Origin of the sequence: Gracilibacillus lacisalsi DSM 19029 (assembly GCF_000377765.1) — a bacterium.
GTDB classification, from domain to species: Bacteria; Bacillota; Bacilli; order Bacillales; family Amphibacillaceae; genus Gracilibacillus; species Gracilibacillus lacisalsi.
Map to the genome: position 1 here is coordinate 435,959 of NZ_KB898663.1, position 25,265 is coordinate 461,223.

The following is a 25,265-nucleotide window of genomic DNA, read 5'->3' on the forward strand; positions in this document are numbered from 1 at the left end:
TTGATTGTTTGAATATAGTATATGATAAAAAGTAGTGAATGTCACTACCTTAAAATCAATTGGCTTGTTTAATAGATGTGAACTTACTTCTTTTTTTTCTCTATTCTACTCCAGAGCCAAGCCAGTTTCATACACTGCCTTTTTCACTAAACGCTGTTAGATGTTCTGTCTGATTATAGCTCTTAATTTTCCAAGTTTCTTCTATCCATCCGATATGATTAATACAGCCGTTAACAAGTCTGGTCTTTCCTGACCCGATTTCCCCGTCTGAAAAATTGGATAAAATCGCATTAATTACTGCGCCATGAGCGACAAGGAGCACTTTCTTTTCTTTATGTATTTGATGTATGTTTTGCAATCCATTTACTAGACGATCCGTAAGTGCTTCAATACTTTCCTGATTAGGATAGTTCCCATTCGGGAATACCTCTGCACGTTCCTGAAATGTCATTCCTTCTGCATCGCCAAATCCTCTTTCACGAAAGTCATTCATTTCTATTAAAGGTAAGTGCAAATACTTATTGATGATAGTTGCTGTTTCTTTCGCTCGTTGTAAGGGACTTGTTAGGATTACATCCCATTCAAAATCTTGTAAGTAACGACCACATTCATTGGCTTGCGAACGGCCACTGTTGTTCAACGGAATATCTGTCTGTCCTTGAATTTTTCCTAAAGCGTTCCATTCTGTTTCCCCATGCCTTACAAAACAAATCGATGTCAAATTAACCTCTCCTTTATTATTCAGGTCTTTTAACTTCACCAACCTCTAGATAAAAAGCATCTAAAAATTGTTCCATCACAAGATGTCTTTCTTGTGCTAAACGATATCCTGCTTTTGTATTCATCAAATCTTTTAATTTCAACAGTTTTTCATAGAAATGATGAATCGCACTTGTTTTACCTTGACGGTACTCTTCTGTTGTCATTTGTTCTCGCACTTCTATTTCTGGATCATAGATTGGTTGCCCCTTTTTACCAGCATAAACAAAGCACCGGGCAATCCCAACTGCTCCAATTGCATCCAACCTGTCTGCATCTTGCACAACTTGTCCTTCCATTGAGTCGAGCTGTTTGCTGTTACCGCCTTTAAATGACATATCCTTTATAATCGTTAGAATATGTTCGATAACATCTTGATCTACCTGATGTTGAACAAGCCAATCTTGAATTGCTGCTAACCCCTTCTCTTCACTTTCTACTACTTTATCATCTGCTAAATCGTGTAATAATGCTGCAAGTGTCACTACAAAAAGATCAGCATTTTCTTCAGTAGCAAGTTTTTTTGCTGTAGTCGTCACTCGTTCAATATGATACCAATCATGACCAGATCCTTCACCTAATAACTGCTTACGTACCATCTCTTCTGTCTTTTGGATTACTGTTCCCTGTTCCATTTTATCACCTCCATGAAGTTTATCGGGAAAACTGCTGAATGAAATTGTAGGATTTCCCCGTAAAGATGATTTAACCGGGAAAAGTGTCTATGAAATAGGTGCGTTTTCCCGGTAATAAGGAAATTACGGGGAAATCTATCAAATAAATTGAGAGGTTTCCCGGTAATTGTTTTTCCAATACTCAAAAAACCACAACAATTTATGCTGTGGTTAATCTAAGCCAGGAAAACCTTGTTGTTTCAAAACATCATAGACGATAATTGCTGCCGTATTAGATAAATTCAACGAACGAACCTTATCTGTCATATGAATGCGAAGACAACGATCTTCTTTTCCTTCTAACAGTTCTTTCGGAATGCCGTTAGTTTCACGGCCAAAAACGAAAAACAAATCTTTTTCACTGTCACTAAAATCAAAGTCCGAATAATATTTTGTTCCAAAGTTTTCGATATAATAAAATTCAGCATTCGGAAATGTTTCATATAATTCATCCAATGAATCATAATAATTAATCGAAACATCATGCCAGTAATCCAAACCGGCACGTCGTAACATCTTATCATCGGTAGAAAAACCGAGTGGTCGAATTAAGTGTAAATGAACATTTGTTGCCAAACAAGTTCTTGCTATATTTCCCGTATTTGCTGGGATCTCTGGTTGATATAAAACGACATGGACTGCCAATGTATTTCACCTCATATATTGCTTATTAACTTAGTCATTATACCATAATATTAATCATTTGCACGATCTTCCTCTCCTATTCGAAAAAAACGATATTGGCAATTTGGTGTCCATGCTGCTGAATCTTCATAAGTCCAGTACCGATGACGGCTGTTATTGGTATGAGCATTTACTAACGGCATATTTTGACTATCTTTAGCAACCACAATCGTATTATGATCCCATCTGCCATCTCCTTGAAAGTCATAACAAATCACATCTCCGAGCAAAAGATCTTCTGGATTATCAAGTTCTTTTCCCTTTAACCCTGTTGTCGATCCACTTAAATACCATCTTAAAGCATTTGCTACTGACCAACTAAAACTCCAATTATCTTGTTGATACCACCAGCCTTTTGAACGATTGGGCGCACCATGCATCGGAGCACCGCCAGCTCTTAGACATTGCGAGATATAGTTCGTACAGTCATTATCTTCAAAAAAACGATAGGCAGGATTAGCGTCGTTCCACCATCGTTCTGCATATTGCACTGCCGCTCTGCGATCATATGCAAATCGAACAGAGTGTTGTCCAGCTTCAACCTTCTCTGGTTTTAAAACTGGGAGAAATGAAATTTCCTTATCCCCTACGATTTCACCATTCTCTATCGTGGCAATACGGTGCTCTACCACTTCCTCATGGTAAAAATTATCTTGATCCTCAATAAACAATTTGATATACAAGTGATACGTTATTTCAGAGCGCTCACCATTAGTAGTTGTATCTCGCTTTTTGCCTATTAGATCTATATGATTAATCCTTTTGCCATGTTTTCTGTGCAGCTGTTGTTTTTTATGAAGAGAATGCTCGCTCCGATTCCAGTTTTCTTTCCAATGATTTTTAATTAACTCCCATTCTGACAAAACAATCCCCTCCCTGATTCCATGTATATTCACAAGAGTTGCAATTAGTCTAGAAATGACGCAACATCATTAACCCTTGTATCAGTGGAAGTTTTTATCCCCCTACAACCACAACGAAACTTATCCTTTCAATCAAATGGAGAGTTTACACGATTGTTTCTGTATTTCAGTAAATTTTCAAATCTATTACTATATTTTTATGTCATTACCATTATATTAAATGTGGTTTTTTTATGATTAATACGTTTACTCCTTGGGAATACGATTTGTGAACATACAATAAGGAGGAATTAAACATGAAGAAAAAAATATTATCATTGATAGGAATGTCAGTACTGACAGTTGGTGGTTTAGCAGCTTGTGGTGAGGATGAAGGTCCTGATCCTGCAGAAGATGCGCCAATGGAAGATCAAGCGCCAGCGGACGAGGAGGCGCCAATGCCAGAAGATGATCCTGCTACTGAGGAAGAGGCGCCAGCGCCAGAAGATGACCCTGCTGCTGATGAGGAAGCGCCAGCGGATGAAGAGGCACCAATGGAAGAAGATAGTGGAGACGATACCGGAGCTGAAGGTGAAATGGACGGCGACGTTGAGTTAGAATAATAATACTAAATAAGTAAACACAGAACGCTTGGATAAAAATATCCAAGCGTTCTGTTCTTGTTAATCACTTTCATTTTTATTAAAATCACACACTTATTCCTCGATAATAGCTGTAAACAATATGGATTAGGTTTCTTCTATCCTATTAATTTATTAATATTAAGCCTATGTAAATAATATAAATTTTAGTTAATATATGGTATTTTCAGTTGTAATTTACCATATGGATTTTTAGAATGGAATTTGAAGGAGGGATTACGGATGAAGAAAAAATGGCTATCTCTTTTAGCTGTTGCTTTCTTAGCATTTGGCGGGCTTACTGCTTGTGCTGAAGATGATGAAAGTGACACAGAAGATCAAACGGAAGAAACTACTGAGACATCTGAAGACGAAGCTGCAGAATAAAATGATATAAGGGCGGAAGATCAAACTTCCGCCCTCTCTAATTCTAGTAAATATTCTTTTTTGTTCAAGCCACCACCGTAACCGATTAACTTACCGTTTTTTCCAATCACGCGATGGCAAGGAATAATGATGGAAATCGGATTTTTGTTATTCGCACCTCCAACAGCTCGTACTGCTTTCGGTGAATCAACACTTTTAGCGATATCCAGATAAGAACATGTTTTACCATACTCTACTTTGGCCAATGCTTGCCATACCTTTTGTTGAAAAGGCGTACCATAAAATTTATACGGTATTGAAAAGGTCTTTCGCTCCCCGTTAAAATATTGGGTCAATTGGCTGATTGTCTCTTGCAATGCTTCCTTTGATTCTACTAATTTAGTAGGTAAAGCATGTTTTTCAGCCCAAGCAATAATTTCCTGTTCATTCTCCTTCATCGTCCCAAATTTAATGAAAATAAGATGCTGATCATAACTTACGAGTAATAGAGTGCCAAGTGGTGAATTATACGGATAATAGTTTAATGCATTCATACAGAACCTCCTATTTATTGGTTGATATAGATTCGAATTGTAAACCTTTTTCCATCTCTTCTATAACTTCTGGTTCTTTTTCTCGCTGCATTGCTTGTTCGATGGCACGGAATCCTCTTTCTTCTCCAATTTTACCGATTGCCCATGCTGCTGTTCCACGGATGACAGGACGTGGGTCCTCATTCATTAACTTGATTAACGTATCGATAGCTGATGACTCCTTATAATGAGCTAAGGCAAGAATGGCATTACGTTGCAGTGGTTTCTTTCCACGCCACGAACCGGCCATTTTCCCGAATTTTTCTTTGAATTCTCGGTTAGAAACAGCTAGCAAATCGACAAGTCGTGGTTTTACTAGATCTGGATCAGGCTCAAACTCTTCATGATGGTGGAAATCTACTCCTTTATTATACGGGCAGACAACCTGGCAGGTTTCATAGCCATAGATGTAGTTTCCCAGCTTTTCTCGATGTTCATCTGGCATAAAACCTTTCGTTTGGGTGAGAAATGCGAGACATTGCTGCGCATTTAATCTTCCCGGCTCGACGAGTGCACCTGTTGGACAAGCATCAATACATTTCGTACAAGTCCCACACCCCTCATCAAGTGGTTGATCAGCTGGAAAAGGAATATTGGTAATCATTTCACCTAAATAAATATAAGACCCATACTCCGGTGAAATGATTAACGTATTGCTACCACTGAACCCAATACCGGCCCGCTCTGCCACCGCTCGATCAGACAATTCTCCTGTATCAACCATTGAACTAAATTGAAAGCCTGGCACTTTTTCCTGTAAAAAGGAAGCTAGCTTATCTAATTTTTCTTTTAAAACGATATGATAATCTGTTCCCCACGATGCACGGGCGAAAAAACCGCGGCGATCCCCTTTGACACTTTTCGGATCGTTTTTAATTCTTGTTGGATAGGCAAGTGCAATGGCAATAATCGACTCTGCACCTGGCATTAATCGTTCCGGTTCTGTTCTTTCTTCATTCGTTCCTTTTTCAAAACCTGAAGCATAGCCTAGTGCTTGCTGTTCCTCTAGCCTTGATTTAAATTCAGCGAAAGGTTCTACACTGGCAAAACCGATTTTGTCGATACCAATTTCTTTACTATAAGTGATTAACTCTTCTTTTAGCTGTTGATATGCCATTACACTCACCTCCTTATTGAACTTTTGCCGTTCTCATACGGTTTAAACATGCCGCAATTTCAAATCGCCTCGGTCTAGCTAAATCACCTGGGTGTTGATTCGGGAAAGGTGCAAAAGCTTGTAAGCCATCTTGATCCATTACATGCTCGATATCGTCAAGCAATGCAGTTAAAGATTTTCCTTGCTCTAACGACCCTTTTGCTTCCATATAACGTATTAGTTCTGCAATTGCTCGAATTTGGGAAGCATCAACTAACTGCTCCACATCATCAAGCTGAATTGTTGACGTGCCCATGAGAACTGTATATAAACCTTTTGCTTGGACTTTTTTCTTTTTCCCTTTTTGTAAGTTTAAACTTGGTGGTAAAAAGATCCGTTGATTCATATCACTTGCCAGTTTGTCCGTAACCGACTGTCGGGATACCGGCTGATGTTCCACAATTTCTCGAGCTTTTTCTGTTACATTAAATGGTTTATATTGATCCATCATGATGACCTGATCTGCCACATCAAAGTAATCACCAGAACCACCCATTACTAAAATCGTGGATACATCCAAATCATCTCGTAATTGTTTAATTTTATCGACAAAAGGTGTAATCGGTTCTTTATCTTGGTGAACAAGTGCTTGCATACGTGCATCACGTATCATAAAATTTGTCGCACTTGTATCTTCATCAATCAACAAGGTTGTCGCCCCGGCTTCAATTGCTTCCACTACATTTGTAGCTTGTGAGGTACTGCCACTGGCATTCTCTGTCGTAAATTTTGTTGTCGTCTGTCCATGAGGCAGATCATTAATAAAAGCAGAAATATTAACCGATGTAACCTGTCTGCCATCCTCCGCTCTTATTTTCACTGCGTCAGGATCAGTTAGCACATACTCCCGCCCATCACCGCGAATATGATGATAAACACCACGTTCCAACGCTTGCAATAACGTACTTTTACCATGATAGCCGCCACCTACAATCAGACTTATACCTTTCTTGATTGCCATACCTGTTAAAGCTTCCTCACGATGTGGTAGCTTAATTTCCACTCGGTTTTCTTGAGGACTTTCAAAAGGTACTGCTTTTCTTAATGGACGGTTGCTTACACCACTTTCACGTGGAAGTATGGCACCATCTGCAACAAAAGCAATCCAGTTATTTTCCTTCATTTTCTCTCTAATAGCAGTATGTTGATCTGCTAATTGAACACTTTTTGTTAATTCATCATCTTGAATAGAGAAAATTGAGTTTTTTAAAATCGAAGGTAAAATTGTAAAAAATAATTTTTCTGCTTCTTTACCATTAATACGGCGACCGTTTGCTGGCAAACCAACTGATAAACAAATAATTGTTTTATCTTTTTTTATTTGAACTGCTGTCCGTTCGAGAATTTCCTGACCGGGCTGGTCAATATGGATTAATCCGCTTTTACCAGATCCTTTTGGTTGGTTGGATTCTTTCTTAATCGCCTTCGCTACCGAACGGGCAATATGATCAGCTACATATATGTTTCTTTGTTTGGATTGCTTCCATTCATCTTTAATTGGACGATAGACATCTGGTATCACAATACGGATTTTCGAAGGTGAGGCAAAGGGATCACCCTGTACATAGTCCACACCTACTTCATAACGGTGGAAGGAATAACTTCCTTGAATTGATTTATAAGCTTTATAACCTTTTCCATCTATATTTTGTAAGAGTTGTTGTAACTTCTTCATAATATTTACCCCTCTTAAATATTGTTATTCATTCTCTACAATACAAGTTGTAAACAGTAATGCGCAAGTGTTTTAATCAGACTCTAACTTAATTTGTCGTAATTCTTTTGGATAGATCATTTGATAAAATAAAAAAACGTAATGCTTCATTAAAAAACGAAACACTACGTTCAACCCTATGTATGGAGCGGGTGAAGGGAATCGAACCCTCGACATCAGCTTGGAAGGCTGAGGTTTTACCTCTAAACTACACCCGCATCTATAATTTATTAACAATTTATTAAAAACAGTTAACAATCTCTTAACGAAACCACGTTGATTATTATAACAAGCTACTTCTATGATTGCAACATTTTTTCGAAAAAAGTTTATTATTGTCGATATTGGGTATTTTATACGTAACATGTGAAAAAAGGAGTGGACTTCATGATTTGGACCATTATAGGAATTTTATTGTTAGCATGGATTATCGGGTTCTTGTTTGAAATTGCAGGTGGTCTAATTCACATTCTTTTAGTCATTGCGCTTGTAGTTTTTATTGCAAGAATGATAAGGAATTAGCAGCAATGCAGGACAAAACCAGCCCCGGTCCTTTTATGACATGTTAACATCACACTTTTCATATTTTATTACTTATCCTTAAAAGTTGTGATATCAATGGTTATATACTTTCTTCAGTTTATTTAAAAAACGGGGAACCTCCCCGTTTTTTTAAATGAACAATAATAAACTTAATGCCATTACTGCCATTCCTGTAATAAGACCGTATATAGATGTATGTGCTTCATCGTATTTCTTAGCTGCTGGCAGTAATTCATCTAAAGAGATAAATACCATAATTCCAGCAACGGCTGCAAATATCATACCAAACAACACATCTGATAGAAAAGGCATTAAAAATAGAAAGGCGGCTAATGCTCCAATTGGTTCAGCTAATCCTGACAAAAAGGACAATTTAAATGCTTTCTTCTTATCTCCTGTCGAAAAATAAATTGGCACCGAGACCGCAATCCCCTCTGGAATATTGTGAATTGCTATGGCAACCGCAATGGCAACCCCTAAACCTGGATCTTGTAAGGCAGCTGTGAAAGTAGCAATCCCTTCAGGAAAGTTATGAATGGCAATAGCTAGTGCTGTGAACGTACCCATTTTTAATAAATTGCCATCACCATTTGGATTTTTGTTCATATCCTCTACTTTTTTCAATTCGTGTGGATTACCCTGTTTGGGAATAAATTTATCAATTAATGCTATTAAAATCATACCTGCAAAAAATCCGATGACGGTCAACCAGCTACCTGTTGTTTCCCCTAATTCGCCAACTAATGAGTCTTGTGCTTTCACAAAAATTTCTACCATTGAGACATAGATCATCACACCAGCTGAAAAACCTAATGCCCAGGACAAAAATTTCGTATTTGTATTAGACGTAAAAAATGCTAATATGCTTCCAACCCCTGTTGCCAAACCTGCTAGTAAGGTCAAACTAAACGCCAACGCTACCCCTTCTAATTCCATTAGCTGTACACCTCTCCTATGCAAACTATAATAGAGCAAGACTTCCATAGCGTCCGTTGTCTCCCTGTTCTGGAAGTGAGGAGCTTACGGGCGACTGTTCAAAGGACTCAATTATATATATGCCCAAATATTCAAAAAGTTTCTCATGGGAAAAATAATACTCCTAACGCAAAAATTCGTCAACTTTTTTATTTATTAATAAAAGACAAAAAAACACACGATCGCCATTATAGAATGAGATAGCAACATCTGCTCAGTCCTTATCGCTAAATGCTAAGTGGTTATGCGATTGTTTTAGTGACCATTTTGAAATATATCAATTGCATAACCGCCACTCCGGCTGCCCACTTCCAATCCTACTGGATGATTTTCGACTAAGATCCACTTTGGTCAGCGCTCTTTGCTTACCAAAGTTAGCTTAGGCGAAAATCCCGTGGAAAGGGAAGTGGACAGCCGCAGCGATGGTTTCCTGTACAAGCTATTTCAAAATGGCTACTCTGCTTACAAATGCGTTGATACCGCGGATTATATACTTTCTTTACTTATAAAAAAGGATAGTCAGTACACTTTTCAGTACTCACTATCCTTCTTCACTTTATTATGATAACGGCTTTTTTCGATAAGAATACCAATCTGCTATCTGATCGACATCCTCCACATTTAGTTCTCTTACAATAAAATGACGACCAACAAATTTATTTAAAATTGCGGTATCTAATGTGGCTAATCCCTGTTTTCGGTGTAAGATATGCTGTTTCTTTTGCAGGGACTGTAACCTTTTATGTGGAACTAAAGCTGTATCCTTACTAATGGTTCGAGATTGGACCAACAATTGCTGATCCTGAATAAGGTAACCAGTTGTTTTGTATTGAAAATAACCATATATGCAGGAAAGTAACATTACTATTCCCGGTATCCAGGTGAATTCAGTAAATTGTACAGCTACTACAACCGTTGCGATCAACGGAATGATAACTGATCGAATAATATAGTAAGGTATTGCTTTCGTAGGTAATTTCACCAATCCTTCCGGTTGATATCGATATTCAGGTAATATATCTTTTAAAAAGCTAGCAATATGTTTTTTACGCATGATAGGGAAAATTAACGTATGCATCTCTTGATTCTGGCCAATTTCTCCACTAGCAATCTCGACATAAACGGAAGCTAATCCTAATGGCTGCCGAATAATCGTTTCCTTAATACCAACCGCTTGTATCCTTTTTAACGGAATGGTTGATTGCTTCTTTTCTAATAATCCTCTCGTTATAAACAATTCTTTGTCGTATCTGGTAATGGTAAAATTCCAATATTGGATGATAGTTGATAATATACCTAGTACCCACAATAAAATTAAAACGATAACCGCTAACGCAATCAATACTTGAACAGCTTGAGAAAACACCCATTCTGTTGCCTGATTATAGAATCGATCCGGGATAAATGTTTCTAATTCTGAAAAGGCTAAACCAGCTAAACCAAGGATAATTCCAAAACTTCCAGATGTTGATCCAGCAACAAATAACGCTTTCGGTGTAATTTTTTTCTGTGGATGATCTTGTTCATGTACTTCCTCTTTTAGATCCTGTTCTTCTCCGTTCACATCAGTCTCGGTTACTTGTTTTTTATATTTCAGCTGATCATGAAGCATTTTTCCATCTGCCATCGTTACTGCAGATAAAGCGGCATCGATCCGGTGGTCACTACCAGCTGTTTCAATCTGTACTTTTGTTAAACCAAAAATACGATGAATAATATTTTGAGACAGATCAATCGACTGGATCCGATGTTTGGAAATCGTTCGCTTTTTCCTTATAAGAATACCTTGTTCAATCCGAATTTGATCTTCTTCTAATTGATAATTGTAGCGAAGCCAAGATAAAACACTAAATAAAATAATTAAACCGATGAGAATGGAGGCACCAAGAATGACATAAAACCAGGCATCATTCCCCACAGCTATAATGACAAGTGGTAAAAAACCAAATACGGAATGTCGAATTGCCTGAAAGATACTAAATATCATGCCTGCAGGATGTAATCGCTTTGGTTCAGACATCATCTTGCTCCACCCTCGCTAGTTCAGAAATTTGGTCACGTAAATCGGCAGCCTCATCCTCTATTAAGGCAGGTATTTCATGTGTTGTAGCAGCTGTGGAAATCTGCAGTGTCGATAATCCATATTTCTTTAAAATCGGCCCTTGCTGGGTATCGACATGCTGTACCCGTATCATTGGCACTACCGTTCTAGTCACAATTAAAATGCCATGCTGTATGTATATTTCCTGATCATAGATTTGGTAGCGCCATCTTCTCCATCTTAATTTTGGAATAATTAGTATGGAGATAATCCATTCCAGAACAGTTAAAACTGCTAGTACAATTCCTATCCAATACGATAGAAAATCAAAAAAATAGGCTGCAACAAATGCTCCAATTGTAATTAATAACGGTATAATTGCAATAAGTTGAGCCGTTAATTTCCACGCTTTAATCGCATCTGTGGCGATTCTTTCGTTAGGTTGTTCTCTCATGTGTTCTCACCCCTTCATGCTTATTACGAGAGTTATCATCCAATGGTTTCACATATTGTCTAAAATCTATTATTTTTTCACATAGATTATCTAACAAAAGCCGATCATGACTAATAATCAGTAATCCGATCTTTTTCTCTTGGACATGATTCGTTATCAGTTGCCATATTTCAGCTTGCGCAATCGGGTCTAACATCGTCGTCATTTCATCTGCAATAATATAGGAAGGATCCGTTAATAAACAACGCGCAATACATATTCTTTGGAGCTGGCCTCCTGAAAGTTGGTGAGGGTAACGTTGTAACCATTCAAAGGGAATCTGTAATTCTTCTAGTAATTCCTGATCAATGGGACCAGCTTCTTCTAGCACTTTCCGAATTCGCCATTTGGGATTAACGGCTTGTTCGGGATGTTGCCATATTAACTGAATTGGATGTGGGGTATTTTTTAATCTTTTACAATTGATTTCTCCCGATTCAGCGGGTAGATAACCTGTCACCACCTTGGCAAAGGTTGTCTTACCTAAGCCACTGGCACCACTTATTCCTACTATTTCTCCTTGATGAAGCGTCACTGATACATTTTGAAAGAGCGTTTGTTGATTTGGTAATGTAAAAGATAGGTTGGTAATCTCAAGCATCACAAACTCCTTATTACTTGATTTTTAGATAAAACAAAACTACGTAAAACTGTATGTTCCCCTGTTAAATTTGGCATTTGAAAAATTATTTCATTTGATAAATGAATTCTGTGGTAGGGATTGCCATAATGCTTTAGTAAAAGGGTGTGCTAGTTTCTGCCCATCACCCGAGAAATGATTAGCATCCGTTACTTCAACGATGCTCCCTTGATATAAAAAGGCTACACGATCTGCAAGCTGAAGGACTGCATCGAAATCATGTGTAATCAAGAGAATCGCTTTTCCTGCTTGCTGCACCTCTTTTAATAAAGCAATCATCTCATTTTTTGCCTCTTTGTCAAGACCAGGGGTTGGCTCGTCCGCAATCACAATGCTGGCAGAACTACCTAATGCAATTGCTGTTAACACTCTACGTGCTTGTCCTCCCGATAGTTGAAACGGGTAACGGGCTGCGATTTCAGCTTCCAGTCCCAATCGCGCTAATAAGTCGAGCATGACCTGTTGAGAGTCCTCGGTTAGAATCAAGCCTTCTATCTGTTTACCAACTTTCATCAGAGGATCCAGTGCTTCTACTGATTGCGGTATCAATACGATATTATTGCCACGGTCATATTGATTAACCTGACGACCGTTATATAATACCTCTCCTTTGTGACATAGGTTTTCAGGTAGCAACTGCAAAATAGCTTGTGCTAATAAGCTTTTACCTGAGCCACTGGATCCTACAAGTGCCAAGACTTGCCCTTTGGATAACGAAAAGTTGATATCTTCTAGCAAATAATGTTCTGATTGCTGATGAAAAACAGATAAGCCATTAACCGTTAAAATAGTGTTCATAGGAACGATCCCTTTCTAAATGGTGTTTGAATGCATTGGCAAAACGTTGAAATAGCAACATCATCAATAACAGTGTCACACCTGGAAAAAAGGCAAGCCACCACATACCTGAAGATAAATACTGCATCGATTCCGATAAAATAATACCAATCGCCGGTTGTTCTGCTGCTAAACCAAATCCTAAGAATGTGATCGATGCTTCATGCAGGATTGCATGTGGAAATATTAAGGTAAAGCCTACCATTAATTGCGGAAACAGGTGTGGAAGAAAATGATGTCTTGCCCGCCACCAAAAACCTTTCCCTTGTTGTTTCGATATTTGGATATATGGCATGGTCTGTAACTGTAAAAGTTCCGCCCTGAGTACCCTCGTAATCGCCGGCCAGTGGGTCAGCATGAGACCAATTACTACTCCCTTAAATCCACCACCTAAAACAAATGAAATTAATATTAATGTAACAAGATGGGGTAAGCTCAAAAATAAATCGATCAACCAGGAGAGCATCCTATCCAGATAGGGATGGACTATTGCCAAGAGACTCAGCAATAATCCTAAGCTGGTCGAAAGCAATGCCGTCACCACACCAAGTGTAATACTAAGTTGAATTCCTTTCAACGTTCGGAGTAACATATCGCGTCCTAGCCAGTCCGTTCCGAACAAATGCGATAAACTTGGTGCTTGATTTTTATTCGTTAATTCCAAACTTATTGTATCTTTAATTAGGAATGATAGTACATAGCAGGTTAGAAATAGAAAAAGCGGGATCATCATGTTTTTTTTCATGAACTTTTACCCCCTTTTCGCAAACGTGGGTCTAAAACGAGATATAAGATATCTGCTATCCAATTTCCAACGAAAACAAACACGGCACTAATCAGAACAATTGCGAGAAAAAGTGGCATATCACCTTGCAGACCAGCATCCACCACAGCTTGCCCTAATCCAGGATAACTGAATACTTGCTCAGCGATTATTGCACCACCAAATAATTCTCCAAAAGAGGCAAAATGTACCGAAATAGCTGGTAATAACATATTACGCAAGCCATGTCTCCTAAATAAGCGGATACCTTGGTAACCATTAGCTCTCGCCTGGAGAATATAAGGGGTGTTCAGCACATCGATCAATTTTTCTCGTGTATGTAAACAGACATTGGAAACACCGATAATACTAAGTGTTAAAGCTGGTAAAACAGCATGATAAAGGCGATCAAGCAAGGTGACATCCCCTGTAGTGATGCCTATCGGGGCACTTAATCCTGTTGGAAAGATACCAAGCCAGACCGAAAACACCATTAAGAGTAATAGTCCTAGCCAGAACCCTGGTGTTGAAAGTAACAAATAACAATACCCTTTGATAACACGATCGAGCCATGATCCCTTTTTCATGGCAGCAACAGAGCCTAATACAATCCCTAAGATTCCTGACATAAGCCAAGCGAGAGCAATTAATAGAATCGAAGAGAAGAACCGATCAGCTATTACCTCTGTTACAGGCACTCGATGGATTAATGATGTACCAAAATCACCTGATAGAATACTAGAAATCCATTGTACATATTGAGAGAAAAGCGGTTGATCCAATCCCCAATACGCTTCAATCTGCTCCCGTTGTTCCGGACTTACCAGCAGCATATCTGTACCAATATAGGCTCTTATCGGATCAACCGGAGACATGCTGACAAGTAAAAAAGTAAGGAGACTTACCGCAAACAGCAATATCACTAATCGTACCAATTTCTTTATAATAGCAACTGCCATTTCCGTTCGTCTCCTTTCTTTTCTATTCCATCACTTGCCATTCTGTAATAAAATCAGTAATTGGCCAGCCATGACCATGAGGTTGTACTTTTTGTTCACCTATCTTAATATTTTCCCTAACATAATAGATATGATTAAGATTCACGAGCCAAACCCATGGTGCATCTCCTAATGTACTCATACCTGTATTACCATCCCATTGGGCCAATTTCCAATATTCATTGGCCTCTTCTTCTGTACTCGCATGAATTGCCTGATCTAAATATTGATCTACTTGCTCGTTTTGATAATAGTTAGCATTATAGTAATCTATCCCTTGCATCGAGGAATGATATAAAGAATATAATTCAAGAGGGTCGTGACTCCCCCACCCCATCATAACAGGATTAGCATGCATTTCTTGTTCAATTTCATTCCAGCTCGCACCTTCCGTAATGACTTCTATACCAAATTCATTGATCAGGTCTGCGAACACAAGAGATAAAGATTGTCTCATTTGATCACCTGACGGATAATACAACGTCATACTAGCTTTTTGTCCCTCTTTTTCAAAAATATTATCTTCTCCACGTTCCCAGCCTGCATCTGTTAAAATTTGTTCGGCACGCTCTTGATCAGCATCTTCTATTGCTATCTCAGAGCTTCCCCAAGGTAAGTCATCTGTACTGGAATAAGCAACAGTTCCTTCACCATTTAACACACCATCCACAATGGCTTCACGGTCAATCGCGTAGTTGAGTGCCTTTCTGATAGCAGGATCTGACGTTACCGAATTACCGACTTCCTCACCCTCTTCATTTGTGGTTGGCTCCGGATATGGTAGCATCACACCTCTATTGTCAACACTCTGTAAAGAGATTTGCTTCATACCAGCAATTTCTTGATTGGCCATTGTAATTGGGACCGATAATACATCGATCTCCCCTGCTTTTGCTACTGCTAGTGCTTGATCCTCTCCCGAAAATAAAAAGGTAAGCTTTTCAAATACAGGTTGATTTCCATAGTAGTGTGGATTTTTTTCAACGATTAATTGCTCTCCTTTGCGCCATTCTACTAATTGATAAGGTCCTGAACCAACTGGGTTCTCTGCATAGTCCTCAGTATAAGCATGTTCTGGAACAATCCCTAATCGTTGCAGCGTATATAAAAATGATGATTGAGGCTGTGATAGGTGAAATGCAACTTGATAATCACCTTTTTTATCGATGTTTTCAAGGTCTGCTAAGTCGACAACCGATTGCGATTTTTTTGCTGTTTCATATGTAAAGATCACATCATCAGCTGTTACGGATTCACCATCAGAAAATGTTGCATCATCCCGAAGTGTCACTTCCCATGTTAATCCATCTTCTGATACCTGATAATCTGTCGCTAGATCATAGGTAACTTCCATTTCGCTATCTTGTTTTAACAATGTACTTTGAAAAAGCGGTGAGCCATATCTTCCCCAACCTGTTGTCGGGTCAAAACCATCCTCTGGTTCGCCACCAATTGCTAATGTTAATTCGTTTGCTTGATCTGCTTTCGCATTTGTTTCAGGTGTGGGTTTATCGTTACATCCTACTAAGGCAAAAACAACGATTACTAACAGAATGAAACCGAATTTCTTCATATAGATTGCCCCTTTTCCGAAAAGAAATAATGTTTATTATAACATGTACAAGCCTTTTAAATGATAAAACTCGCTCCATTTTAATAGAAACGAGTCATCACTGTGAAAGTCTTTCATTATGATTGATTGGCAATTCGGTGGATCATCACTGCATTATAGGCCCCGCCAAAACCATTATCAATATTAACCACGCTAATACCCGATGCACAAGAATTGAGCATCGTTAATAATGCAGATAGTCCCTGAAAATTAGCTCCGTAACCAATACTTGTCGGTACTGCAATGATCGGGTGAGAAACAAGTCCTCCTACTACACTCGGCAATGCTCCTTCCATCCCTGCTACCACGACAGAAACCGTTGCCTCTCTTATTTCATCAATATGTGCCATTAACCGATGAATCCCCGCAACACCAACATCATAAAAACGTCTAACTTCCACACCATAGGCTTCGGCAGTTTTTGCTGCTTCTTCTGCAACAGGCAAATCCGAAGTACCTGCACAAACGATGGCGATATAGCCTTTATAATGATCGGAGTCTAGACTAGTTTGCATAAATAGAGTTCTGCTTGTATGATCATATTGAAAATCAGGCAATCGCTCCATAATTACTTGTGCTTTTTCATATGTAACTCTTGTTATTAAAATATTTTCTTTTTTCACCATCATTGCCCGGGAAATATCGATAATATGTGACGGTTCTTTTCCCTCGCCAAAAATCACTTCTGGGAAGCCTTGACGTTTTTTACGATGGTGATCGACTTTGGCAAACCCGAGATTTTCAAATGTAGCAAGCTTTTCTTTCGCCTTATCAGGTGATAGCTCGCCATTGGCTACTTTTTGTAATATCTCTTCTAGCATTTCATCACATCCATAAACTGATACAAACATTTTTTATGGCCACTTTCGATGAATTTATGGCCACTTTTTGTGATTTTGTGGCCACTTTTTTCAACTTTATGGCCACTTTCGCGCAGTTTATGGCCACTTTTAATCTTTTTATGGCCACTTTTTAAAAATACTTCTCTATATCCTTAGCAATTTGCTGATATTTCGTAAATACAGCTTTATATCTTTCATGGTTTTTCATATTTGGTTTGACAACCTGATCAATTGGTATATTCTCTTTAATTTGTTCGAATGATTCTACTTTACCAATTGCTACGAGTGCTGTCCAGCTTGCTCCCCATGCCGCTCCATGGTGAGTGTCAGCTAATTGAATTTCCTTGCCAAACACGTCTGCTAAAATTTGCACCCATAGAGGAGATTTCGATAATCCGCCATTCACGGAGATTGTCGTTGGAGCTCCAGCAATTTCCTCTAATGATTGACCGATTTGATACAAATTAAAAACGATTCCTTCTAGTACAGCTCGAACTAATTGCGGGCGGCGATGGGTGACACTTAAACCATAAAAATTACCTCTCGCATTTTGATTCCAAACTGGTGCTCGTTCACCGTTCACATATGGAACAAAAAGTAACCCGTCTGCGCCAATTTCTACATTTTCTGCACCTGCTAAAAATTGTTCATGACTACCTTCAAATTCCATCATATCCTTCAACCATTGTAAAGCAATCCCACCATTGTTTGTCGGACCACCAATGATCGAGGTGTCAGAAGTAAAGGCATAACTAAAAGTTTCACCATTGTCATTTACGTGTTGACCGGAAATTAATTGTCGGATGGCACCACTAGTGCCGACGGTTACCGCAACTTCTCCAGGCTTAATGGCTCCATTCCCAAGATTAGCAAGTTGTCCATCTGCAGCACCAATTACTAATGGTGTGCCTTTAGGCCAACCTAACTCGGCTGCGATATCCTGGTTTAAACCTTCAACAACCTCAGTTGGTCCAACAATTGTTGATAGTTGTGAACGTTTTACTCCAGCAAGATCTAATGCTTCCTCTTCCCAATCTAATGATTTAACATTCATTAAACCGGTTGCAGATGCCATTGAATAATCTATCACACGTTTACCAAACCATTTAAATAGTAGATATTCTTTCAATGATATAAAATAGGCTGCCTGTTGATATGGCTGATAATCATTTTCTTTCATCCACATTAATTTTAATAATGGTGACATCGGATGAATGGGTGTCCCCGTTTTACTATAGACACTCTTTTTTACAGCAGGATCCAGATTCGCTACTAATTCACTACTTCTACCATCAGACCAGATCGCCATATCTGATAGTGGTGTGCCCTCCTTATCTACACATATCAATGAGTGCATGGCACAAGAGATACCCACTGCTAATACTTTTTTATCTTTCGTTTTCGCAAAAACATCTTTTAGTACTTCTCGAGTACTAGCTTCAATCTCATTTGGCTTCTGTTCGACAAAAGATGGCTCTGGAAAATACGTTTCAATTAATTGTTCTGCTTCTACTTTTACCTTGCCTTGTAAATCGAATGCTACTGCTTTTACACTTGTAGTCCCGAAATCAAGACCGATTACTACTTCCTCCATAATATCCCCCTTCACCCAGCTAGTAAAAGCTTTGGAAAAATCCAAAGCTTTTACTCGTTTGCTATGATAGAGCGCGGTTCATACTACCGCTTTTATAACCTACTAAATCCATTGTAACAAATTTATAGCCATAGCTCTGTAATTTTTCCGTTACTCTTTGGTGATTTGCTAATAATTTCTGCATATCTTGTGGTTCTACTTCAATTCTCGCAATGTCTTCATGGGTACGAACTCTTACCTGACGAAGACCAATTGTTTTTAGGAAGGCTTCAGATTTCTCCACTTTCGTCAACTTAGCCTTAGTAATAGTTTCGCCATACGCAATCCTTGAAGATAAACATGCAAATGATGGTTTATCCCATGTTGGTAAGCTCATTTGTTTAGACAATTCACGAATTTCTTCTTTATATAAATCGGCTTCTTGTAATGGTCCACGTACACCTTGTTCCTTGGCAGCTCTCATCCCTGGACGATATTCGCTCATATCATCGGCAATAACACCATAGACAATGTTCTGAAATCCTTTCTCCTTCATAATGGGTACGAGATGATCGAATAAACTATTTTTACAGAAGTAGCAACGGTTTTTATCGTTTTCTGTATAACCAGGAATCGCTAACTCACTCGTTTCAATCACCTGATGTCTAGCACCAATATGCTCAGCTAGTCGTTTCGCTTCTTCTAATTCACTAGTTGGATATGTTTCTGAATCAGCTGTAACTGCTAGAACGTTATGGACACCTAATGTATCCACCGCTACTTTCAACAAAAAGGTACTGTCTACACCACCGGAAAAAGCCACCACTACCTTCTTCATTTCCTGGAGAATAGATACTAACTTTTGATGCTTTTGTTCATGCATGTTCTATCTCCCTCCCTTACGCGGTTTGTTAATAACTTGCTCACCATCTCTTTTTATTATATCGTCATGCTTCCAAATCCACCATCAACACGTAGTAATTCACCAGTAACAAAACCACTTGCTTTATCAGACGCAAGATAGACTGTTGCACCTTGTAATTCTTCTGGATCGCCAAAACGTTTAATCGGTGTATGATTCATAATAGATTGAACACGATCTTCACTTAGAATTTTACGATTTTGTTCGGCGGGGAAGAACCCTGGAATAATCGCATTTACTCGAATATTATGCGGAGCAAATTCACGTGCTAAGTATTGTGTTACACTATTAATCGCTGCTTTTGATGCAGAATACGTAAACACTTTAGATAATGGCGTGGTAGATGATACAGAAGAAATATTAATAATACTTCCACCTCGCTGCTGTTCTACCATTTTCTTGGCAAAAATTTGCGTAGCAAAGACAATTCCTTTTAAATTCACATCCATAATTTTATCCCATTCTTCTGTCGTCAGTTCTAAATAGGGAGTAGTACTATTCATACCCGGCGCATTAAGGAGGATATCCCATCCACCTGACCATTCTTCAATTTCTGTTGCTACGCTTTCTACTGTAGAAAGATCGCTTACATCTGCCTTGAAAGCTTTTGCTTCACCGCCAGCATTTTTTATTTCTTTTACAACTTCCTCTGCCGTATCAAGGTTACGACCAACAATAGCTACTTTCGCTCCATGTTCAGCTAATCCTTTTGCCATGGAACCACCTAACGTACTATTACCTCCAAGTGCAACTGCTACTTTCCCCGTCAAATCAAATAACTTACTCATTAATATCCTTTCCCCTCTCTTGTTTATTTTAGATTCCCTTCCTCATTAAATGACAAGTCATATAAGTCTGATAATTTCTCGATACTCTCATGCTTTTCTATATCTTCCAACATATTTTCTGATACTTCGATCTCACCGATTTCTAGTGTGTTTTTAATACGAACTACTCTAGCTTTGGTAAAATCTAAAATATTACATGTTTTGATTGCTGCTTGAATCGCTGTTTTGTCATTGGGCATTGCAGTAGAAATATGTGTTGGGCCAACAACGGTAGAAGTTAGTCCATTGGCATACGTTGCCTCACGATTCATTTTGTCTACTAATTTTTGTGTTGTAAAATCAGCAGTACCGACACCATTGGCATTCCCTTCTGTTTCTGGGGTCAAATCGAGAACGACCATTTTCGTTACATCTGGACCACCATACGCATACGGTGTTGGATAGCGTCCAGTGATATTAGGATCCATACCATCACCACTGATGTTTTTACCGATTTCATCAATAATCAATACATCAATCTGGTCAAAGAAAAGCTTTGGTAGGGACTTTTTAGCAAGCTTTTGTAATTCTGGTTCCCGTTCTTCAATTTCTTCTGGTAATAGAACTTCTATTTCGGCAACTTTATCAAATGCATTTTCCACTGTCGCAACACTAAACATAATCGGCATTTTATTTATAATGATCTTAGCCATGGCTGGTACGTGCTCTGCCATATGTTTGAAACCTAATTGATGACAAGCCTCTGCACCTTTTTGTTTCCCTAATCCAATACTAATCATTTTCATAATGCCACTTTCAACTGGGCCACGAAATGCGGTATGTGGTTTCACACGATTAATGACAACAATACCATCTGCCTCAGATGCTATCTTATCAATGTAAATTGGTAATCCATTTTCTAACTCATCAATTTTTATAACTTCCATTGATGAACGAATTTCTGCGCCAACTACCTCTTCTTTAACACCAAGATGCTCGAGGACCGCTTTTTGGCCTGGACCTGTTGCACCGCCATGACTTCCCATGCAAGGCACTATAAAAGGTTTGGCACCATGTTCTTTCAGAAAATCTATCGTCACTTTTGTCGTCTCCACCAGACGATCAAGTCCACGACTACCTACGGCAACTGCCACTTCCATTCCAGGTTTAATTTGATTCGCAATATCTTTTTGTTTCAATTGCTTATTCAATTCTGCACCTAAATCATCTATTTGTTGATCATCAAAATATTGCTTCACTTTCATCATTTTAGGAATTGGAATATCTTTCACTAATTCATGTAAAATCCCCATCTGATTCACTCCTTTTTTGATTCATATGATACCGCTTAACTATTTTGTTTGGCGCACCATTCATTATGTTCCTTTAGCAACCATGTGACGTCATAAAACATCGAAGTAACTTGTTGCGTCTGTACTTAAAACAGTAACTGCGCAACATAGACGGTTGCTGTGACAGTGAGCATGCTTGCGATAGTGGAGAACAATACAGTTTGTGCAGCTAAGTCTGGATGACTTTTGTATTCTTCTGCGATAACGGCACTGTTAACGGAAGTAGGCATCGCTGAAGCAATCAATAAGGCTTGTGCCATCACTCCATCCAATTGAAACAAACTAATAATAATAAATGCTACAACCGGACCACCAATCAAACGTAAGGTAATACTTGCGTAAACCGTATATAATCCCTTTTTAAACTTCATTCTAGCTACTTGTGCACCTAGTGTTATTAATGCAAGTGCTATCATTGCATTAGCTATGTAATTGGCTGATACCCAAATTGGCTCAGGAATCGGAACCTCCCACGCATTCAACAAAACCCCTGAAAGCATCGCATATAACACAGGCATTTTAAAATAACCCATTGCCGCCTTCCATTTTCCATCTTTAGCTGCTCGCAAGGAGAAAATCCCATAGGAGAAAAGAAAAATATTTTGTAAGGTTAACACAATAACCTGAATCGACATGGCATAAGGATCAGCACGAAAAACTAAATCGTTTACTGGTACACCATAATTGCCTGAATTGAAAAACATCACGCTATTAGCAAATGTTGTCCTTTTTCCACCATTTATCTTCATTAACTTGGCAATGGTTATCGCTGCTAAATAGAGCAAAAAAACAAGTAATAAGAAGAACGCTAATACATGTGCGAAAAGCTGGAGGCTAAACGTTGCCTCATATAATCTCACAAAAATAAAACCTGGTACAACAAAATAAATATTTAATTTTGCTAAGGTTGCTAAATCCAATGTGAATTTAAGATGTAAATAAAACCCAATCGCTAATAAAATAAAAATAGGGAGAATTACATCTTTAAAGATGACTAGAAACTCTGTCAAATGCTCACTCCCTTTTATAACAACGTTGTTATTTTGATTTTATCACATAATTTTGGAAAAAGGAATATGATTTTTTGATAACGGTCAGTAGTTGTTTTTCGTTTTCAAGAAAAAACAAGGTGGAAATGCGATTAGGTTCGATTCGTTACTTTTTTCTTATGTAAGAAACGAAAAGGACTGCCCAAAAGTTATATACGATAACTTATGGAACAGCCTCTTCGAAAATCTCCACGTTTTCTTTATGTTACGTTTATCGCTTGTTCTTGAGCTTTTAGACATAATTCAGCTGCTTTGAATGCGTGTTTTTGTGTCATCGCATTCTCAGTACGATGCATACAATCTTTAATTAACTCACCAAAGAATGGGAAACCTACCTTTCCATTCAGGTCAAAGTGTTTTTCCCCTTCTTGATTAACGAGGTAAAGTTGGTTTCCACCTTTATCTGTTGCTAAATCAACATACTTACGAATTTCGATCGTTCCTTCTGTACCAACGATAAACATTCTTCCATCTCCCCAAGTACTTAAGCCGTCGGGGGTGAACCAATCAACACGGAAAAATTGTGTAGCTCCAGTATCTCCCCGTAATGTGGCATCACCGTAATCTTCCAACTCAGGATAATCAGGATTATCATAATTGCCAACTTTACTGTGTAATACTTCTGCATCTTCACAGCCAGTATAAAATAAAAATTGCTCAATCTGGTGGCTACCTATATCGCATAAGATGCCGCCGTACTTCTCTTTTTGGAAAAACCAATCTGGTCTACTTGGTGCATTTAAGCGGTGTGGACCAAAACCGGTAACTTGAATCACTTTACCGATCGCACCCTGTTCGATAAGTTGCCCGGCAAAAACAGCACTCTCCACGTGCAACCGTTCACTATAATAAACCATATATTTTTGTCCTGTTTCTTCTACTACCTTTTTGGTTTCTTCTAATTGTTCGAGGGTTGTGAATGGTGTTTTGTCTGTGAAGTAATCTTTCCCCGCTCTCATAACACGATTGCCTAAGGTACTTCTCTCAGATGGAATGGCCGCTGCTGCAACAAGCTTCACCTCTTGATCGTCTAACACTTGTTCTAAAGACTCTGCTTGTTGGGCTTGTGGAAACTTTTTCAGAAAATTATCTACCTTTTCTTGATCTGGATCATAAACCCACTTTAAAGTAGCACCAGCTTCTAATAGTCCATTACATTGTCCGAAAATATGTCCATGGTCTAATCCTACTGCTGCAAAGACAAATTCCCCTTCTTTGACAACTGGATTCGGCTTTCCTTTTGGTGCATAATTCATACCATCTGCTTTACTCATTCCACTAACACTCCTTACATCTATTAATCTATTATCTATTGTAAGTGTTTTCAGATAATTTTCCTAATAAAAACATTTATCATGATGCTAAACGTCTGTAAACCAGCACTGATCTTAGTCTCCCATTACGTTTGATCATGAAAAAGGTTCATCTTCATTGTTTGTTTTGCATCTGAGGATTCCCGAATTAAATGAATCATTTCCATCGAAGTTTGCGCATCTCTGGCATGAATATAATCATTATTATCCTGGATAATTGCTTGGTAAAATTGATCGATCAATTTTACATGGCTTGCTCCATAATAAAATTTTGTGCCTGGTAATTTTCGGTCTTCCACCAATCTCACTTCCATACCATTATCATTCATCATCGTTAAAACACTGTCTTTTATCGTCAGTTTTGCGTTCTCTAAGATAACTTGCAACTCAACAGATGAGTTCTCGGCATGAGAATTAGTCGCAAAGAAGAGACCTGTGGCACCATTTTGATATTTTATATGAGCGGTTGCAGTATCCTCCACCTCATAACCATAATCTAGTAAACAATCGATTGAGCCTCGAATACTATCTATCTTACCGCCAAACCATTGTAAAAGGTCTAGTGTATGAATGGATTGGTTGATCATGACACCGCCCCCGGCCAATTCCATCGAACCACGCCACGGCTTTACGTCGTAGTAGGATTTAGGACGATGCCATGTGACAATTCCCTTTAACCCTTTTACTTCCCCGTATATACCACTAGCAATAATGGATGCCAGTTCTTCCACGGTTTCATTCAGTCGATTTTGAAGACTGACACATATTTTCAAATCAGGGTGTTTCTCTTCCAACTCTACGATGGCACGGCTGTCTGTTACATGTTGTGCAAGAGGCTTCTCTAACATAACATGCACGCCGTTTTCTACCGCAGCTTTTGTTGCTGGATAATGTAAATAGTGTGGCAAACAAATATGAACACAATCAAGGACTATTTCGTCCAACATAGCGTGATAATCTGTAAAAAAAGGAACACCTTTCACCCTATTTTCTAATGATCGATCTATATCACAAACTGCTGCTAATTCAGCATGTGCATTTTCGTAAATCGCCTCTATATGAATCTTTGAAATATCACCGAGGCCAATAATTCCAACTCGCAGCACAATATCACAC

At 38.5% G+C, this 25,265-nt stretch carries 26 protein-coding genes and 1 tRNA gene; 3 read left to right on the top strand and 24 right to left on the bottom strand.

Annotation, left to right across the window (positions count from 1 at the left end; translation table 11 throughout):
• Nucleotides 1-127 precede the first annotated feature (127 nt).
• The 4 genes from D569_RS0104565 to D569_RS0104580 all read right to left on the bottom strand — a co-directional run bounded on the left by D569_RS0104565 (nt 128) and on the right by D569_RS0104580 (nt 2,980).
• On the bottom strand, nt 128-721 hold the full coding sequence (locus tag D569_RS0104565) for a histidine phosphatase family protein (protein ID WP_018931223.1): 594 nt from the start codon (nt 719-721) through the stop codon (nt 128-130).
• A 16-nt stretch (nt 722-737) separates the two neighbouring features.
• Nucleotides 738-1,394, bottom strand: coding sequence for an HD domain-containing protein (locus D569_RS0104570; RefSeq protein WP_018931224.1), 657 nt, complete (start codon nt 1,392-1,394; stop codon nt 738-740).
• 210 nt (nt 1,395-1,604) lie between these two features.
• Nucleotides 1,605-2,078, bottom strand: coding sequence for a tRNA (uridine(34)/cytosine(34)/5-carboxymethylaminomethyluridine(34)-2'-O)-methyltransferase TrmL (gene trmL / locus D569_RS0104575; RefSeq protein ID WP_018931225.1), 474 nt, complete (start codon nt 2,076-2,078; stop codon nt 1,605-1,607).
• 50 nt (nt 2,079-2,128) lie between these two features.
• On the bottom strand, nt 2,129-2,980 hold the full coding sequence (locus tag D569_RS0104580) for an amidase domain-containing protein (protein ID WP_018931226.1): 852 nt from the start codon (nt 2,978-2,980) through the stop codon (nt 2,129-2,131).
• Between the two features lie 296 nt (nt 2,981-3,276).
• On the opposite strand from D569_RS0104580, the gene D569_RS0104585 reads away from it, so the two are divergent.
• Both D569_RS0104585 and D569_RS24280 read left to right on the top strand, forming a co-directional pair.
• A complete protein-coding gene (locus D569_RS0104585) occupies nt 3,277-3,582 on the top strand; it encodes a hypothetical protein (RefSeq protein WP_018931227.1) in 306 nt (101 codons plus the stop codon).
• A 261-nt stretch (nt 3,583-3,843) separates the two neighbouring features.
• Nucleotides 3,844-3,987, top strand: coding sequence for a hypothetical protein (locus D569_RS24280; RefSeq protein WP_018931228.1), 144 nt, complete (start codon nt 3,844-3,846; stop codon nt 3,985-3,987).
• Between the two features lie 20 nt (nt 3,988-4,007).
• On the opposite strand, the gene D569_RS0104595 is transcribed toward D569_RS24280, so the two are convergent.
• From D569_RS0104595 to D569_RS0104610, 4 genes are all read right to left on the bottom strand, one after another.
• The gene (locus D569_RS0104595) at nt 4,008-4,520 is read right to left on the bottom strand and encodes a methylated-DNA--[protein]-cysteine S-methyltransferase (protein ID WP_018931229.1); all 513 of its coding nucleotides are present in this window, start codon (nt 4,518-4,520) and stop codon (nt 4,008-4,010) included.
• A gap of 10 nt (nt 4,521-4,530) precedes the next feature.
• The gene (queG, locus tag D569_RS0104600) at nt 4,531-5,676 is read right to left on the bottom strand and encodes a tRNA epoxyqueuosine(34) reductase QueG (protein ID WP_018931230.1); all 1,146 of its coding nucleotides are present in this window, start codon (nt 5,674-5,676) and stop codon (nt 4,531-4,533) included.
• 13 nt (nt 5,677-5,689) lie between these two features.
• Entirely contained in the window at nt 5,690-7,390 is a 1,701-nt protein-coding gene (locus D569_RS0104605) for an ABC-ATPase domain-containing protein (protein WP_018931231.1), read from the bottom strand.
• Nucleotides 7,391-7,573: 183 nt separating this feature from the next.
• Nucleotides 7,574-7,647: transfer RNA gene (locus tag D569_RS0104610), tRNA-Gly, on the bottom strand.
• A 169-nt stretch (nt 7,648-7,816) separates the two neighbouring features.
• Between D569_RS0104610 and D569_RS24285 the strand changes: the two genes are divergently transcribed.
• The gene (locus D569_RS24285) at nt 7,817-7,951 is read left to right on the top strand and encodes a lmo0937 family membrane protein (RefSeq protein ID WP_018931232.1); all 135 of its coding nucleotides are present in this window, start codon (nt 7,817-7,819) and stop codon (nt 7,949-7,951) included.
• Nucleotides 7,952-8,101: 150 nt separating this feature from the next.
• Here D569_RS24285 and zupT read toward each other — a convergent pair whose 3' ends face one another.
• The 16 genes from zupT to D569_RS0104695 form a co-directional block, all read right to left on the bottom strand.
• Nucleotides 8,102-8,908 (bottom strand): zinc transporter ZupT, encoded by an 807-nt coding sequence (zupT, locus tag D569_RS0104620; protein ID WP_018931233.1) that lies wholly within the window; start codon nt 8,906-8,908, stop codon nt 8,102-8,104.
• Between the two features lie 598 nt (nt 8,909-9,506).
• A complete protein-coding gene (locus D569_RS0104625; RefSeq protein ID WP_018931234.1) occupies nt 9,507-10,970 on the bottom strand; it encodes a PH domain-containing protein in 1,464 nt (487 codons plus the stop codon).
• Complete coding sequence (locus tag D569_RS0104630; RefSeq protein ID WP_018931235.1) at nt 10,960-11,442, bottom strand: PH domain-containing protein; 483 nt, start codon at nt 11,440-11,442, stop codon at nt 10,960-10,962. The genes D569_RS0104625 and D569_RS0104630 overlap by 11 nt, the downstream gene beginning before the upstream one ends.
• A complete protein-coding gene (locus D569_RS0104635; RefSeq protein ID WP_018931236.1) occupies nt 11,426-12,082 on the bottom strand; it encodes an ABC transporter ATP-binding protein in 657 nt (218 codons plus the stop codon). Before D569_RS0104635 ends, D569_RS0104630 begins: the two co-directional genes overlap by 17 nt.
• A 90-nt stretch (nt 12,083-12,172) precedes the next feature.
• Entirely contained in the window at nt 12,173-12,919 is a 747-nt protein-coding gene (locus D569_RS0104640) for an ATP-binding cassette domain-containing protein (protein ID WP_018931237.1), read from the bottom strand.
• Nucleotides 12,897-13,703, bottom strand: coding sequence for an ABC transporter permease (locus D569_RS0104645; RefSeq protein WP_018931238.1), 807 nt, complete (start codon nt 13,701-13,703; stop codon nt 12,897-12,899). The genes D569_RS0104640 and D569_RS0104645 overlap by 23 nt, the downstream gene beginning before the upstream one ends.
• Entirely contained in the window at nt 13,700-14,680 is a 981-nt protein-coding gene (locus D569_RS0104650) for an ABC transporter permease (protein WP_018931239.1), read from the bottom strand. Before D569_RS0104650 ends, D569_RS0104645 begins: the two co-directional genes overlap by 4 nt.
• A gap of 22 nt (nt 14,681-14,702) precedes the next feature.
• On the bottom strand, nt 14,703-16,292 hold the full coding sequence (locus D569_RS0104655) for an ABC transporter substrate-binding protein (RefSeq protein WP_018931240.1): 1,590 nt from the start codon (nt 16,290-16,292) through the stop codon (nt 14,703-14,705).
• Between the two features lie 116 nt (nt 16,293-16,408).
• Nucleotides 16,409-17,152: a nickel pincer cofactor biosynthesis protein LarB gene (larB, locus tag D569_RS0104660; protein WP_026287215.1), complete on the bottom strand. Its 744-nt coding sequence runs from the start codon at nt 17,150-17,152 to the stop codon at nt 16,409-16,411.
• Between the two features lie 151 nt (nt 17,153-17,303).
• On the bottom strand, nt 17,304-18,767 hold the full coding sequence (locus D569_RS0104665) for a gluconokinase (protein WP_018931242.1): 1,464 nt from the start codon (nt 18,765-18,767) through the stop codon (nt 17,304-17,306).
• A 61-nt stretch (nt 18,768-18,828) separates the two neighbouring features.
• Nucleotides 18,829-19,629, bottom strand: a complete 801-nt coding sequence (gene larE / locus D569_RS0104670; protein WP_018931243.1) for an ATP-dependent sacrificial sulfur transferase LarE — start codon at nt 19,627-19,629, stop codon at nt 18,829-18,831.
• Nucleotides 19,630-19,685: 56 nt separating this feature from the next.
• Nucleotides 19,686-20,456, bottom strand: a complete 771-nt coding sequence (locus D569_RS0104675) for a glucose 1-dehydrogenase (protein WP_018931244.1) — start codon at nt 20,454-20,456, stop codon at nt 19,686-19,688.
• Nucleotides 20,457-20,479: 23 nt separating this feature from the next.
• Nucleotides 20,480-21,748: a nickel pincer cofactor-dependent isomerase, group 22 gene (locus D569_RS0104680; RefSeq protein ID WP_018931245.1), complete on the bottom strand. Its 1,269-nt coding sequence runs from the start codon at nt 21,746-21,748 to the stop codon at nt 20,480-20,482.
• Between the two features lie 125 nt (nt 21,749-21,873).
• Nucleotides 21,874-22,797, bottom strand: a complete 924-nt coding sequence (locus tag D569_RS0104685) for an AEC family transporter (RefSeq protein ID WP_018931246.1) — start codon at nt 22,795-22,797, stop codon at nt 21,874-21,876.
• A 239-nt stretch (nt 22,798-23,036) separates the two neighbouring features.
• A complete protein-coding gene (locus D569_RS0104690) occupies nt 23,037-24,110 on the bottom strand; it encodes a Gfo/Idh/MocA family protein (protein ID WP_018931247.1) in 1,074 nt (357 codons plus the stop codon).
• Nucleotides 24,111-24,235: 125 nt separating this feature from the next.
• Nucleotides 24,236-25,255, bottom strand: coding sequence for a Gfo/Idh/MocA family protein (locus D569_RS0104695; protein ID WP_018931248.1), 1,020 nt, complete (start codon nt 25,253-25,255; stop codon nt 24,236-24,238).
• Between the last annotated feature and the right edge of the window lie 10 nt (nt 25,256-25,265).

Coding starts and splice junctions, on each gene's coding strand:
- D569_RS0104570 (WP_018931224.1), bottom strand. CDS start 1,394: ATGGAACAGGGAACAGTAATCCAAAAGACAGAAGAGATGGTACGTAAG.
- D569_RS0104585 (WP_018931227.1), top strand. CDS start 3,277: ATGAAGAAAAAAATATTATCATTGATAGGAATGTCAGTACTGACAGTT.
- D569_RS24280 (WP_018931228.1), top strand. CDS start 3,844: ATGAAGAAAAAATGGCTATCTCTTTTAGCTGTTGCTTTCTTAGCATTT.
- D569_RS0104595 (WP_018931229.1), bottom strand. CDS start 4,520: ATGAATGCATTAAACTATTATCCGTATAATTCACCACTTGGCACTCTA.
- queG (WP_018931230.1), bottom strand. CDS start 5,676: ATGGCATATCAACAGCTAAAAGAAGAGTTAATCACTTATAGTAAAGAA.
- D569_RS0104605 (WP_018931231.1), bottom strand. CDS start 7,390: ATGAAGAAGTTACAACAACTCTTACAAAATATAGATGGAAAAGGTTAT.
- D569_RS24285 (WP_018931232.1), top strand. CDS start 7,817: ATGATTTGGACCATTATAGGAATTTTATTGTTAGCATGGATTATCGGG.
- zupT (WP_018931233.1), bottom strand. CDS start 8,908: ATGGAATTAGAAGGGGTAGCGTTGGCGTTTAGTTTGACCTTACTAGCA.
- D569_RS0104625 (WP_018931234.1), bottom strand. CDS start 10,970: ATGATGTCTGAACCAAAGCGATTACATCCTGCAGGCATGATATTTAGT.
- D569_RS0104630 (WP_018931235.1), bottom strand. CDS start 11,442: ATGAGAGAACAACCTAACGAAAGAATCGCCACAGATGCGATTAAAGCG.
- D569_RS0104635 (WP_018931236.1), bottom strand. CDS start 12,082: ATGCTTGAGATTACCAACCTATCTTTTACATTACCAAATCAACAAACG.
- D569_RS0104640 (WP_018931237.1), bottom strand. CDS start 12,919: ATGAACACTATTTTAACGGTTAATGGCTTATCTGTTTTTCATCAGCAA.
- D569_RS0104645 (WP_018931238.1), bottom strand. CDS start 13,703: ATGAAAAAAAACATGATGATCCCGCTTTTTCTATTTCTAACCTGCTAT.
- D569_RS0104650 (WP_018931239.1), bottom strand. CDS start 14,680: ATGGCAGTTGCTATTATAAAGAAATTGGTACGATTAGTGATATTGCTG.
- D569_RS0104655 (WP_018931240.1), bottom strand. CDS start 16,292: ATGAAGAAATTCGGTTTCATTCTGTTAGTAATCGTTGTTTTTGCCTTA.
- larB (WP_026287215.1), bottom strand. CDS start 17,152: ATGCTAGAAGAGATATTACAAAAAGTAGCCAATGGCGAGCTATCACCT.
- D569_RS0104665 (WP_018931242.1), bottom strand. CDS start 18,767: ATGGAGGAAGTAGTAATCGGTCTTGATTTCGGGACTACAAGTGTAAAA.
- larE (WP_018931243.1), bottom strand. CDS start 19,629: ATGCATGAACAAAAGCATCAAAAGTTAGTATCTATTCTCCAGGAAATG.
- D569_RS0104675 (WP_018931244.1), bottom strand. CDS start 20,456: ATGAGTAAGTTATTTGATTTGACGGGGAAAGTAGCAGTTGCACTTGGA.
- D569_RS0104680 (WP_018931245.1), bottom strand. CDS start 21,748: ATGGGGATTTTACATGAATTAGTGAAAGATATTCCAATTCCTAAAATG.
- D569_RS0104690 (WP_018931247.1), bottom strand. CDS start 24,110: ATGAGTAAAGCAGATGGTATGAATTATGCACCAAAAGGAAAGCCGAAT.